Consider the following 13,205-nt stretch of genomic DNA (forward strand, 5'->3'; position numbering starts at 1 on the left):
ATGTCCTTGATACTGGAACATGTGACGAAAAAATTTGGAGCGTTTACAGCGGTAAACGATTTGTCGTTAATGATCCCGGAAAAGGAGCTGTTCGGTTTCTTAGGGGCAAACGGAGCCGGAAAAACGACGACTTTCCGGATGATCCTTGGTTTATTAAAACCGAATGAAGGAAACATCACCTGGAACGGGCGCAAAATGGATTACACATTGAGCCCGGAAATCGGGTATTTGCCGGAAGAACGCGGGCTGTATCCAAAATTAAAAGTAAAAGACCAGCTTGTTTACCTTGCACGGCTGCGCGGGATGGGCAAACAGGATGCGGTGAAAGAACTGAAATACTGGCTCGGCCGTTTCCGTGTTGAAGAATATTTGGATAAACGGGTGGAAGAGCTGTCAAAAGGAAACCAGCAGAAGATCCAGTTTATCGCTGCTGTCCTACATAAGCCGAAGCTGCTGATTTTAGATGAGCCTTTCAGCGGCCTTGACCCGGTCAATGTGGAAACGTTAAAAACAGCGGTCGCAGAACTGCGGGATCAGGGCGCGACCATTGTGTTTTCAAGCCACCGGATGGAACATGTTGAAGAACTTTGCGAGCATTTGTGCATTATGCATCATGGCAGCCCGGTTGTGCACGGTGAACTGAGAGAGGTCAAACGTGCATTCGGGAAACAAAATGTTGTGATCCATGCTGATTTTGATCTGGCATTTTTACGTGCCTTTCCGGGTGTCGTACGATTTAAGAAAACGGCGCTCGGGGCGGAACTGCAAATTGACCGGATGGAAGCGGCGCAAAAAATTTTGGATGAAATCAACGGAAAAGGTTTCATCCGCAAGTTTGCGCTTGAAGAACCATCTCTTAACGATATTTTCATAGAAAAGGTGGGGGCTTCCTATGAATAGGTTCGGCATTTTAATCGGCCATGCCTATATGACAAAACTAAGAACCAAATCCTTCGTGATCACGACGGCCATTTTGCTCGTCGCTGTCCTTCTGATGGGGAACATAAACCGGATGATTGATATGTTTGCCGGCAGCGAGCAGAAAAAGGTTGCGGTTCTGGATGAGACAAACACGCTGTACGGGCCGCTTAAGCAGCAATTAAAAACCGTTGATAAAGATATCCGGCTTGTGCAGGCCGAAAAAAGCGAAAGTGCGTTGCGGAAAGAAGTATTAAAGGAAAAATATCAAGGGTATGTTGTTTTATCGCTTGACGCAGCCGGCATGCCGAAAGCGGTCTATAAAGCCCCTAATCTTGCCGATACCGGGACCACGGACAGTCTTGAGCAGGCGCTGCAGGCTGTAAAAAGCAATATGGCGGCAGGAAAATTGAAGCTTTCGCCTGCCGGGCTTTCGCTTTTAAACAGCCCCGTATCCTTTAAAAGTGTCAATCTGGAGCGGGATGCAAAATCCGAAGCAGAACTGGCACAGGCGAGGGGGCTTGTCTATATTTTGCTGTTTGCGATTTATTTTGCGGTCATTTTTTACGCCAGTGCGGTCGGGATGGAAGTGGCGACTGAAAAAGCTTCACGCGTGATGGAAATCTTAATTTCGAGCGTGCCGCCTGTGCAGCAGATGTTTGCGAAAATCATCAGCGGCGCCCTGCTCGGTTTGACACAGATGGCGGTGCTCCTTGCCGCCGCTTACGCCACGATCAAACAAAATATCAATCACTTGACGGGCGGCTTTTTTTCTGTGTTTGGATTTTCGGATATAAAGGTTTCAACGATTGTGTATGCCGTGGTGTTTTTCCTGCTCGGGTATTTGCTGTATGCCACGTTAGCGGCTTTTCTCGGCTCGCTTGTCAGCCGGATTGAAGATGCCCAGCAGATGATGATGCCAATGACGTTTCTTGTGATGATCGGTTTTTTCCTTGCGATGGCAGGGCTTGGAAACCCTTCTGCCGGCTATATTACCGTTCTTTCGTACATTCCGTTTTTTACGCCGATGCTGATGTTTTTGCGGGTCGGCATGCTCGACTTGCCAGTATGGGCAGGGCTTTCGGGCGTGGCGGTTATGGTTGTCACGATTGTTTTCATGGCGATAGCAGGTGCGCGCATCTACCGCGGCGGCGTGCTGCTTTACGGCAAAAGCAATTCGTTGAAAACCATTCTGAAGGCGCTGCAAATGTCAAAAGAAGCCTAATCCTGCCAGTTTGAATTCTCCCCTCGTTGGATAAACTGAATGTAACAGAAAGTCCGTCAGAGGGGAGCGTTTTATTTTGAAATCAAAAAGAGTCGTCTTTGGTACCATTGTGCTTTTTCTTGTCGTCATGGTGCTTGCCGGTTACTTTATTTGGTTCAGCAAATAAAGCTGCATTACATAGATTTGCGATGAAGGTCCGGGGGCTACCCCGGATTTTTTATGCCCTGGTGGCAAAGCTCGCGCAAGGCGGATTGTCTGGAAAATGTTTATAAACATATTTTGCTTGATACGCACCGGTACGGACAGGCGCTTCTGCTTGCACAAGGCCCAGTCCGGATGTTTCGCGGCATCGGCTGCCGGCTGAAATATCCTTCCAACTGAATAAAAGCGGATTTTCCATTTGCAGGAAATCCGCTTTATTGAAACGTTAGATACTCTTTTTCATCCCGCATCTCCGGCATTCACGCAGGAACACGCCATGTTTGACCGATGACTTAAAGTGGCTGTAACCGCAATTGTCACAGCGCCCTGGGTGGACGTCGGGCATCTCTTTATAATCATAAACAATGCTTGTATCATAACCTTTTGTTTCATAATCTTTTTCTTCACTCATCTGCCATCACCCCGTTTGAGTCTTTCTCGTAAAACAGCATACCATAATTTAAAAAAATGTGTGAAAGGAACAGACGAAAAAGCCTTCCTCACCGAACAGCGGGACGAACAAGTGGAAAAGTGAAAAGGAAATATCGCCCAATTGTGTCCCGTTTCAGAATTGCAGGCTTTTCAAAAACGCAAAATTGTCTTATCTGATTGAAAAAGGCGTATAATAAAAAAGAACTTAATGGAGAGGAAGATTTAAATGGCAAAAGACATTACACGGGAAATGGCGGAGCGGTTTTCCCGACAAATCCGCGAACTGCCGCAAAACAAAGTGATTCAAAATGCAATGATGAAAAACGGGATAAAGGCCGCGGCAATCAACAATGATGCTGTTGTTTCTATGAATCACGTATTCTCCCACGAAATTGAAACGGGGAAAGTATCAAACCAGAAACAAAGCGGGCGCTGCTGGATGTTTGCCGCCTTAAACACGTTTACGCATAAGTTGAATGCCAAATTCAGATTGAAAGACTTTGAGCTTTCACAAAACTATACGTTTTTCTGGGACAAATTTGAAAAAGCCAATTACTTCCTGGAAACAATGATGGAAACCGCAGACGAACCTGTGGAAGGACGGCTCATTTCCTGGCTGCTTGAAACCCCGCAGCAGGACGGCGGACAGTGGGATATGCTCGTCGCGCTCATTAAAAAATACGGCGTTGTGCCGAAACAGGTCATGCCGGAAACGTATAACAGCAGCAACTCGCGCGAACTTAATTCGCTTTTGAATGCCAAACTCCGCGAAAACGCGGTGAAACTGAGAAAATTGCACGCAGCAGGGCAGCCGGAAGAAGAATTGCGGCAAGCGAAAGAAGGTATGCTTGCAGAAGTTTACAAATTGCTTGCCTTTGCACTCGGTGAGCCGCCGAAGACCTTTGATTTTGAATTCCGCGATACCGACAAATTGTTCCATCGCGAGCAAAATATCACCCCGCAGGCATTTTTTGAGAAATACGTCGGGTTTGACCTCGACAATTACATTAGCATTATCAATGCGCCGACAAGCGACAAACCGTACGGCAAAACGTATACGGTGCAGTATTTGGGCAATGTGGTTGGCGGCAAACCGGTCAAATATTTAAATGTCGATATCGAAACCTTTAAATCGCTGGCCGTAAAACAGCTGAAGGATAACCGCAGCGTCTGGTTCGGCTGTGATGTTGCGGCATCATCAGACCGGAATGAAGGCATCATGGATACCGGCCTTTTTGATTTGGAAAAAGCTTTCGGATTCTCGTTCGGAATGACCAAAGCAGAACGCCTCGATTATAAAGACAGTGTGATGACGCATGCAATGGTACTGACCGGTGTCAACCTCGTTGACGGCAAACCGGACAGATGGAAAGTGGAAAACAGCTGGGGTGAAAAAGTGGGCAAAGACGGTTATTTTGTCATGAGTGACGCCTGGATGGATGAATATACGTACCAAATCGTCATTGACAAAAAATATTTGCCGGAGGAATTGCAAAAAGCATGGGAACAAGATCCGATCGCCCTGAAACCTTGGGATCCGATGGGGTCTCTTGCCTGGATGCATTAAACAAAAAAGCGCGGTTGATATAGCCGCGCCTTTTAAGTATGCAAATGTCCACTTGGCGTTTTAAAAATGCAAAACATTCCCCCAAAAAAAGATCCGGCCCTGAAATTTTTTACCGTGATTGTAAATATATTGGTATTTTGTGCGGTACCCTGTAAAATGGAAGAAAGAAAGGAGTTGCAAATATGAAATATAAGAATACTTGGGATCTGGATGCCGTTATTCCGGGCGGCACAAAATCGCCGGAATTGCAGGAAAAACTGCGCGGGCTGAAAGAAGAAATCGGGCAGTATAAAAGCCGACTCGACGGATGGGCATTTTCGAAAGACCCGTCTCCGGAGCCGTTTAAAGCCATCCTGAAAAAACAGGAAGAGATCGAAAAAGGGCTCAGCCAGTCTGCGACATTTGTGCAAATGTGGCATGATGCCTATATGGATGATGACTATGCAAATGTCGTGATGGGCCAAATCATGGATTTGTACAGCGAGATGCAAAAGCTCGGGACCACTTTTCAGAAAAAACTGGTGGCCATTTCGGACGAAGACTGGAAAAAGTTTTTACAGGACAAGGAATTGAGCGAAGTCTCCTTTGCCCTCAATGAAACGCGCGATGAAGGAAAACGGCTCTTGTCGGAAGAAGAGGAAAAGCTGATTGCCGATCTCAACCAGGACGGGCTGGCCGGCTGGAGCAGATTGTATGACACAGCTGTTTCCGTTATGACAATCCCGTTTACGGACAAAGAAGGCAAGACGGTATCCTTATCCGTCGGCCAGGCGATGAACCGGATGTATGCCGACCCGGATCCGGAAGTGCGCAAACAGCTGTTCGAAAACTGGGAAGCGGCATGGGAAAAATATGCGCCGGTTTTTGCCGATACGCTCAACCACCTGGACGGGTACCGGATTACGCTGCAAAAAGCCCATGGCAGGAAGTCTTTTCTCGAAGAGCCGCTTGAATACAACCGGATGTCTGAAGACACGCTTCATGCGATGTGGAAAGCCGTTTCTGAAAACAAGCAGCCGTTTGTCGACTTTCTCAACCAAAAAGCAAAAATTTTCGGGATGGAAAAACTCGGCTGGCAGGATGTTGATGCGCCGGTTGCACTCGGCGATATGAAACCGGCCCGATTTACATATGATGAAGCGTGCGATTTTGTCATCCAACATTTTGCTTCTTTCGGGCCGAAACTGTCTGCATTTGCGAAACACGCCCTTGAAAACCGCTGGGTAGAGGCGGAAGACCGGCCGAATAAACGCCCGGGCGGCTATTGTACCAGTCTGCCGGAGTTTGAAGAGTCGCGGATTTTTATGACATTTACCGGCTCCACAAATGATGCAAGCACGTTGGCGCACGAACTTGGCCACGCCTTCCACAGCCATGTCATGCGCGATTTGCCGCGTTTGAACCGCGAATACGCGATGAACGTGGCCGAAACGGCGAGCACCTTTGCAGAAACGATCATCGGCAATGCGACTGTCGCCAATGCAAAGTCAAAGGAAGAAAAAGTTTCTTTATTAAATGCAAAGCTTGAAAATGCAACGGCTATGTTTTTAAACATCCATGCCCGCTTCCTGTTTGAAAAAAGTTTTTACGAAGAGCGTTCAAAAGGCATTGTGTCCGAACAAAGGCTCAATGAACTGATGGAAAAGGCACAAAAAGAAGCGTATGCCGGCAGCTTGTCCGGCTACCACCCGCATTTCTGGTGCAGCAAGCTCCACTTCTTTATTGACGATGTGCCGTTCTACAACTTTCCGTACACATTCGGTTATTTATTCAGCCTTGGCATTTACACCGAATTTTTGAAGAATCCAGATGGCTTTGAAGACAAATATATTGCCCTTTTGCGCGATACCGGCCGGATGAAGGTGGAAGATCTTGCCAAAAAACATCTTGGCGTTGATCTGACAAAACCGGACTTCTGGGCAGCCGGCATTAACCTTATGGCAGAAGATGCCCGCGAATTTATCCGACTTTCGGACGAATTGCTCGGCAAGTAAAGGCGCACGCCAAAAAAGCCGCACAGTAGGCAAAACTGTGCGGCTTTTCAATACGGGGCATGATGAATGTATTCAAAAATGCGGAGAGGATTTTTAAATATACAAATGAAAAGCGGAAGAACACAAAAATATTTTTGCTGCCGCCGCACGGGAATTGACGTGTGCCAAAAAGATATCGGCTATTTCAGTAAAACCGGGAGACATGATACAGAAATCAACCGGATTCTCAGCACCATTAAAAAATAAAAAGCATCCGTCTGCGGCCGGGGAAAAAACATGTTTTTTCTAAAATCAGATGGGTACGATAAAAAAGAGGGAGGTGTTAACCATGGCTGTAATAATCGGTGTAGAAGAGGCTTTGACAAATGTCCAGGAAGCGCTGCGCGATAAAGGATATGAAGTGAAAACCATTAAGAACGAACAAGATGTACAAGGTTGTGACTGCTGTGTTGTAACCGGCAGCGAGATGAACGCAATGGGGATCAATGACACGATGACAAAGGCGCCTGTCATTGATGCAAAAGGCATGTCTGCTGAAGATATTGTAAAAGAAGTGGCGAGCAGAATGTAAAAGGCCGGGATACCCCCGGCCTTTTACATTTGCAAAAAGCGCCCATTTCCCGGCACTTTTTATTTTTTATTGTTTTGCGATCCGCCCGTCACATTGTTGACTGCATTTGAAGTTGCATCCACAGCGTTCATCGCCACATCTTCTGTCGTTTCCAGCCCTTTATGGACAGCATGAAAAGCTGTGAATGCTAAACGGCCGGGAAAAGTGAACATAGTAAAAAACCTGGATGCCTGATGAAGCAGGCATCCAGGTTTTTTAAAGAAAAATGTGTGGGAACTTTCTCCTTCTATCCCGTTACACTATATGCTGAAGCACAATGCCGCCATAGATGAATGCCGCGCAAATCACAAGGGCAGGGTGAACTTTCCGGATATTCATGGCCCAGAAAGCGACGGCGGCGATGCCAAGTGACTGCCAGATGCCGATTTGGCTGAAAGAACTTTTTGCCATCTGCCATGTCAGCACCACCATCATGATGGTAATGACCGGCTGCACAAGCAGGGACATCCCTTTCACAACAGGAGACTGGCGGTATTTGTGCAATACTTTCAGCAACACAATTAACGCCACGGCAGACGGCAATATCGTTCCGGCAAGAGCCGCTAACAGCCCTGTCCACCCGCCGGCCCCGTAGCCGACGAATGCGGCAATTTTGGTTGCGATCGGGCCCGGGAGCGCATTGCCGAGTGCCAGCATATTGGAAAATTCGCTGTCATTCAGCCATCCGTAATGCGTAACAATTTCATGGTACATCAACGGAATGGAGGACGGCCCCCCGCCGTAGCCGAGGATATTTGCAATAAAAAAACCAAGCATTAACTGGAACCAGATCATCCCGCTTCATCCCTTTTCTTCTTTTTTTCATTTTTCCTCCATTTTGCAACGAGACGAAAGTGGATGCTTCCGTACGCAAGAAAAATCAGAATGACAATAGCCGGGTGGAGATGGATCGTCTCAAGCAGGAGAAAGGAAATAACAAACATGGCGATTCCGAAAACCTTTCCAAGCCCCTTGACCGTTTTTTCCCCAAAGTCGTAAGCCATCTGGCCAAGCATGACGGCAACAACCGGCATGACCCCTGCAATCATTCCGGCCACAATCTTGGAATGGCTTAGTACCGATACAAGCGACAGCAACGCAATCATGGCGATGCTGCTCGGAAGAATATGGAGTAAAATGGCGAACACGGCGCCGGTTGTCTTTTTCAACTTGTACCCGAGGTAAGCGGCCATTTTTGTCGCAATCGGGCCCGGCAGCGCGTTTGCAATTGCCAATGTTTCCCCGAATTCGTCGTCATCCAGCCATTTGTACCTTGTCACTGCCTCATACCGGAAAAGTGGCATGACAGACGGGCCGCCGCCATAGCCGAGAATGCCGGTCCTAAGCATTGCCATGGCAAGCTGGGCATAAGTATTTTGCTGTTTTTCCACAATGTAACCCCCTTACAGTTTCATTCCAATCCGGCTTTTATAACGTTTGAGTAAAATCTGGCAATCGACACTCATAATTCCGGGCAGCGGATATAACCGCTCTTTAAGAAACAGTTCCATTTCCTGGTTGTCTTTAAATAAGCCGTGCATATGAAGTTTGCTGGGGCCTGACATATGATAAAGACTTGAAACCGACGGATCTTTGGCCAATGTTTCGGCCACTTCCTGTAAATGTTTCGGCTCTACTTCAACATTAAAAAAAGCGGACTGGTGAAGGCCGATTTTTTCAGGGTTCACGACGGCGGTAAAACATTCAATCACACCATCTTCAACCAGGGAATGGACGCGTGATTGAACAGCCACACGGGAAAGTTTGATTTCCTTTGCCAAATCTGTAAACGATATTCTGCCATTTCCGTTTAAGAGCTGGATAATTTGGCGGTCAATTTCATCCAGCTGAACGGCGGCACCATCATATTGCCTGGGCATAGACCCCTCTCCTTTATTTCAAAATGTAAGCCATTCTTATCTATAAGTATCTATATGTATTAATATACTGAAACTGCGAACGAAATACAATCCATTTTACAAAATGAATGACAAAATGAAAAAGCCGTTTTGAAAGGGAGAAAATGTTCACTACGGCACTCCGGCCAATCCTGTTCTGAAAGATCGTATTCCCTGAGGATCATCCAGCGGTTCCGCAGCCGCTGCAGCAGCCGGGTGCACAGATTTAGCAATTGGGACAGACCCAGTACATAGTCGCGGAAGTCTGTGAATCTCCTTTTATTCGGAACGTCAAACGCTTCATTTCTTCCGGTGTTAAGATTGTGATTTTTTCCTGCGGCTCCGGTACGTTAGTAACGCCGTGGGTCGGGTTGGTGTCGAGTAAACCTTCGCTGACAAGGCAGCGGAAGAACACTCGAAGCGTTTTCAACCGTGTGTTTATCGAGCTAGGCGAAAGCCCTGCTGTTTGTTGTGCTGCCGTCTTGAACCGGTGGCCTTCGTATTTAATGACTTCCGTTTGCATGTAACGGATATAGTCGCGTATGGTATTACGGGTGATATCGGTAATGTTACGAGGAATACCGCGTTTGTCCAAAAAAACAGCAAAATATTGGTAATTCTCGCAGTATTGTTTTAACGTGCCAGGCGCGCGGCTTTCCGCAGTTTTAATCGTGTAGAAAATTTCGAACAGGTTATCGAGGTTTGTTGCCATCTTGCGATCATCTGTTTTGCGGTTATTTTTACGCATCAAAAACACGCCTCCTAAATGAAGCGTGTAACATACCGGGTGACGGTAACCGTAACCGTTCGGACAAGTCACCGACTATGTCAGCGGTCATGAAAAAAGCGCCAAACCGTTGATACGTACGGATTGACGCTAGCAGGATGATTCCGACTGGTCTCGAACCAGCGACCTCCACCCTGTCAAGGTGGCGCTCTCCCAGCTGAGCTACGGAATCGTATTCATCTCTGTCGGACAATATTTAGTATATAAGGAACGGGTTGTGTTGTCAATCAGTTTTTTTAAAAAGTATGTGTCAAGTTTTTCTCGACAAGGTTTAAATATCGGGTATTCCAAGACACTCTTTTTGTACACTTTCGGCTACCGTGCTTTACTTGCTCGGTGTAATTTTCGGAAAAGATGTAATATTTCCGTATAAAGATGGATAACGGGGATGTTGAGGCGCGCGAAATTCACTCGCTTTCCGCGGGCGGCCGGCGAGCCTCCTCGCTCGTACCTCGCTGCGGGGTCTCTCCTGGCTCGCTTTTCCCGCAGGAGTCTCGTAAATTTCGCGCGCCTCAACGATCAGTCCCCACTGAGCCAAGCTTAAAACGAAAGCTCTAATATTTTGCTTAAATGTCCCATTGCCGATGAACTGCTTGAATGCAGGGCAACTGATCCGTGCTTTACGCCCACTGACGGGCGTACAGGCTGCTTGAGTAGTTGAGACATCCTGATTAATTGTTTCAAGTTCCGTTGCTTTCTCTCGCTTCTTGAACGGTGTTTCAGATAGACTTCTCTCAATGTCCCATTGAGTATGCCTTGTTTGATTTTCACCATGGCTTCTGCGCCAAGTTCACTCCAATGCATGCCCCTTTTTTTCATCCTGAAGGAGATATGCCTTTGATTCGATTCCATCGCTCCTAGGCCTCTCGCACCTTCCGGCACGTTTTTCACCCTGTCTCTCCAGTCAAAAATGCGGTCCCAGTTTTTCAAGATATACGAACGGAATTCCTTGATTTTCTTGAGAGCCTTTTTATCCGTCAAGGTGCTTTCGTGCGTATCCAAATATAACGTGAATTGGTCCAGGTCATGCGTTCTAATCGCTTTTCTAATTTGCTCCTTGATCTCGCTCTTTCCGCCCCCAAATGTCCTTATGATGGCTTGTGCAACGTGGTAGGTATCCAGCTGGTTGAGCACCGGAAATTCCGACTGTGAGAAAGCTGTTTGAAACCGTTCAGCTGTGTATCCCGCACCTCCATCACTGTTTGTAATGACATGCGTTTTTTCGAGGGAGTAGGTGTTGGCAGCTGTGGCTTGGACTTCATCCCAAAATGTCTGGATGGCTTCCGTTGTCATGATGACTGTGGGCTGACGCAGGGAGACCCTTTTACCATTGGTTTGCCATCCCTCATAGAGAATGGCGTGGTGGACTTCCATACTCTGTTTCTTTTTTAGTCCCCGAACGAATACACCATCTGCTTCAGAAAACAGGTAGTCTACCTTCTTCCCCTCAGGCAGGGAAACAGCTATTTCTAGCTCTTCTACAAGTGCCTTATCGGCTTCCGCCTGAGTTTTCCCTACGAGCCTCTGCCAAAATAAAAATATACCCTTGAGCGAGGCTCTGGAAAATTAATTAGGGCTTGCTGAATAAGCAAAAGTCCTAGACTTGGTAAGGATACTGACAGCTTTGGCCGAACTTTAAATGCAAGGGTTTTATAAAAAATGCAGGAAAAACTTTGCACTCTAAAGCTGATTCAACATACAGAGAGGACAGAATAAAGCATTTTCGCAGATGCATTCTCCTATGATATTGAGGTAGAGCTTGCTGACAAATCAGATACAAGCCATAATCGGATTCGTTCAGCAAGCCCTAATTATCCCGATTTTTTTGCCTTTTCATCCAGATTTTCAATTCAATAGAAGTAAAACGGTCATTTTCCTTCAAAAAAAGGGCATACGTATCCCGCCTTCACAAAATGGGTTTTTTTCACTACCCTTTGTGGAAAGGAAACGCTCATTTTACTTATTCACATATCCACCTGTGAATAACTTAATTTGCTCTTTGCAGCCGATTGCGTGTCCATCCACAATTGGCCTTTCCTGTCTGATGGTACGCCATATTTGCCATGATGTGCATAGATATCATGCATCGATCTACATGAGCTTCAACTGCCTGTTTCCCACGCTTGTGAACACGACGGAGACTGTATCCGTCTTTTAAAATGCCAAAGATTCTTTCGATGATCGTCCTGGCACTATATAACACTTCAAATGTGCGACCATGTTGAGGCAACTCGACATCTACTTGAGGCGTTTGATCAAAGTCCATCCTAAATACTCTTCCTTGTGCTGCCCCATTACAACATTCCGCGTGATTCGCTAGCGGGCAGGTGAGACCTTCTTGCTTGGCATTTGGATGAAATACAGGACAAGTGTAAATATATTGCCCCTTTTCCCGATCAGATCCTCTAAGTTCCATTTTATGTCCACTGATACAGATGGGAGTGCCGTACCGGTTGATTTTTTCAATCCCCCGGGCGGTAGTTGGTTTATCTTTACGGTTCCGTGGATTGATCGGTGCCACCAATTTCGCCTGTAATACATCCTTTGTCACTTTTTGATTTTCCGGCGTTTGGTAGATTCCATCTGCCAGGATAAAGCTCAACTGCTCAGCCATCTCGGGGTGCTCTGCCTTAAACGTTTCCAATGTCGGTTCTAATGTTTTCCCATCGGGTGTATTTCCTTTAAATACTTCCCGCGTCAAAGGCAAACCGGATCTCACCCCGCACACCATTGATAATTTATGCGCAATATAGGAGACTGCATTACTTTTACGCATTACCCCTACATTGTCGTCCGTAAGGACTTTGGGGCAATCGCAATCACCCTCACAAGAACACGTCTTCCTTGTTTTATTCAAGGTTGCTTCTGCCTCTATATGCGATGTATCCACGGCGGCTGCTTCCTCATTCGTTTCAACCACGCCTTCCCCTTTATTATATTCAACAACCAATAGCCGGGCTTTTTCCCAAAGACCATTTGTTGTCATGATTTGATCAAAACGAGCAAAGGAACGGTAGCTCGGAATTTTCTCCGTAAATCCACACATGGTGGCAAATAGCGGGTTTGATTTCACTTGCAAATAGACACTCTCCACCATCACTTCAATATACTGTAAAGAGGCCAGTTCAAAAGCACGAAAAAAGGGCATGAAAGGATGCGGTTTTCTCCCAGTGGAAGGGAGATGAAATAATGAAGACGCAGACTTGTCTTCTTCCTCCGTTATTGGAAATAGTGCCGGTTGTATTTCATTAGAATGATCATGTGCTCTTTCATTTTTTAGGTGCAAATATAAAAGGGTGTAGTATTCTCGTTCAATCGGCTTAAAAATCTCCCAAGGGAAACACATGGCTGGAATGACAAATGGTATATCGGCATAGTCTTGCCAATTGTGGGGAATCAAATTTTGTTGTATTGAAAAGTCTCTGGTTTGTGTTAGAATAGAAATAGTCATGAAATCACTCCCTGGATATTTGCTCGTACTTATATCTTAGCAAAGGAGTGGCTTTCATGGCTCTTTTTTTTCAAAAAAAATCATCCTTTTCCGTTTTACAATATTTTCCACAGGAATGAGTA

At 46.3% G+C, this 13,205-nt stretch carries 11 protein-coding genes, 1 tRNA gene and 2 pseudogenes; 6 read left to right on the forward strand and 8 right to left on the reverse strand.

Translation table 11 applies throughout. From position 1 onward, the window contains the following. Both NSU00_RS04780 and NSU00_RS04785 read left to right on the forward strand, forming a co-directional pair. Entirely contained in the window at positions 1 to 900 is a 900-nt protein-coding gene (locus NSU00_RS04780; protein ID WP_340703495.1) for an ABC transporter ATP-binding protein, read from the forward strand. After that, complete coding sequence (locus tag NSU00_RS04785) at positions 893 to 2,143, forward strand: ABC transporter permease (RefSeq protein ID WP_340703496.1); 1,251 nt, start codon at positions 893 to 895, stop codon at positions 2,141 to 2,143. The genes NSU00_RS04780 and NSU00_RS04785 overlap by 8 nt, the downstream gene beginning before the upstream one ends. 427 nt (positions 2,144 to 2,570) lie before the next feature. Here NSU00_RS04785 and NSU00_RS04790 read toward each other — a convergent pair whose 3' ends face one another. Further along, positions 2,571 to 2,756, reverse strand: coding sequence for a hypothetical protein (locus NSU00_RS04790; RefSeq protein ID WP_013858831.1), 186 nt, complete (start codon positions 2,754 to 2,756; stop codon positions 2,571 to 2,573). Positions 2,757 to 3,002: 246 nt separating this feature from the next. On the opposite strand from NSU00_RS04790, the gene NSU00_RS04795 reads away from it, so the two are divergent. The 3 genes from NSU00_RS04795 (at position 3,003) to NSU00_RS04805 (ending at position 6,908) form a co-directional block, all read left to right on the forward strand. Beyond that, positions 3,003 to 4,343 (forward strand): C1 family peptidase, encoded by a 1,341-nt coding sequence (locus NSU00_RS04795; RefSeq protein ID WP_061575087.1) that lies wholly within the window; start codon positions 3,003 to 3,005, stop codon positions 4,341 to 4,343. 182 nt (positions 4,344 to 4,525) lie between these two features. Continuing rightward, complete coding sequence (locus NSU00_RS04800) at positions 4,526 to 6,337, forward strand: M3 family oligoendopeptidase (protein ID WP_029141784.1); 1,812 nt, start codon at positions 4,526 to 4,528, stop codon at positions 6,335 to 6,337. Between the two features lie 328 nt (positions 6,338 to 6,665). Then, the gene (locus NSU00_RS04805; protein ID WP_014095682.1) at positions 6,666 to 6,908 is read left to right on the forward strand and encodes a YkuS family protein; all 243 of its coding nucleotides are present in this window, start codon (positions 6,666 to 6,668) and stop codon (positions 6,906 to 6,908) included. 294 nt (positions 6,909 to 7,202) lie between these two features. On the opposite strand, the gene NSU00_RS04810 is transcribed toward NSU00_RS04805, so the two are convergent. From NSU00_RS04810 to NSU00_RS04820, 3 genes are read right to left on the reverse strand one after another with little or no spacing between them, the layout of a single operon-like run. Continuing rightward, a complete protein-coding gene (locus NSU00_RS04810; RefSeq protein ID WP_061575090.1) occupies positions 7,203 to 7,742 on the reverse strand; it encodes a chromate transporter in 540 nt (179 codons plus the stop codon). Next, the gene (locus NSU00_RS04815) at positions 7,739 to 8,338 is read right to left on the reverse strand and encodes a chromate transporter (protein ID WP_340703497.1); all 600 of its coding nucleotides are present in this window, start codon (positions 8,336 to 8,338) and stop codon (positions 7,739 to 7,741) included. Before NSU00_RS04815 ends, NSU00_RS04810 begins: the two co-directional genes overlap by 4 nt. 12 nt (positions 8,339 to 8,350) lie before the next feature. Beyond that, positions 8,351 to 8,827 carry an Lrp/AsnC family transcriptional regulator gene (locus tag NSU00_RS04820; RefSeq protein WP_017553132.1) on the reverse strand — a complete coding sequence of 159 codons (477 nt, stop codon included), beginning with the start codon at positions 8,825 to 8,827 and terminating at the stop codon, positions 8,351 to 8,353. A gap of 136 nt (positions 8,828 to 8,963) precedes the next feature. Between NSU00_RS04820 and NSU00_RS04825 the strand changes: the two are divergent. After that, positions 8,964 to 9,089: pseudogene (locus NSU00_RS04825) on the forward strand (amidase family protein); the annotation flags it as partial. Here the strand turns inward: NSU00_RS04825 and NSU00_RS04830 are convergent. The 4 genes and pseudogenes from NSU00_RS04830 to NSU00_RS04845 all read right to left on the reverse strand — a co-directional run bounded on the left by NSU00_RS04830 (position 9,072) and on the right by NSU00_RS04845 (position 13,083). Beyond that, positions 9,072 to 9,593, reverse strand: a complete 522-nt coding sequence (locus NSU00_RS04830) for a tyrosine-type recombinase/integrase (protein ID WP_340703915.1) — start codon at positions 9,591 to 9,593, stop codon at positions 9,072 to 9,074. The pseudogene NSU00_RS04825 and the gene NSU00_RS04830 overlap by 18 nt on opposite strands. 138 nt (positions 9,594 to 9,731) lie before the next feature. Next, a tRNA-Val gene (locus NSU00_RS04835) sits at positions 9,732 to 9,804 on the reverse strand. A gap of 368 nt (positions 9,805 to 10,172) precedes the next feature. After that, positions 10,173 to 11,150, reverse strand: a pseudogene (locus NSU00_RS04840) (ISLre2-like element ISBco6 family transposase); the annotation flags it as partial. Positions 11,151 to 11,619: 469 nt separating this feature from the next. After that, the gene (locus tag NSU00_RS04845; protein ID WP_340703498.1) at positions 11,620 to 13,083 is read right to left on the reverse strand and encodes a transposase; all 1,464 of its coding nucleotides are present in this window, start codon (positions 13,081 to 13,083) and stop codon (positions 11,620 to 11,622) included. Between the last annotated feature and the right edge of the window lie 122 nt (positions 13,084 to 13,205).

It is taken from the genome of Weizmannia sp. FSL W8-0401 (genome assembly GCF_038009125.1).
Lineage (GTDB): Bacteria > Bacillota > Bacilli > Bacillales > Bacillaceae_C > Weizmannia > Weizmannia coagulans.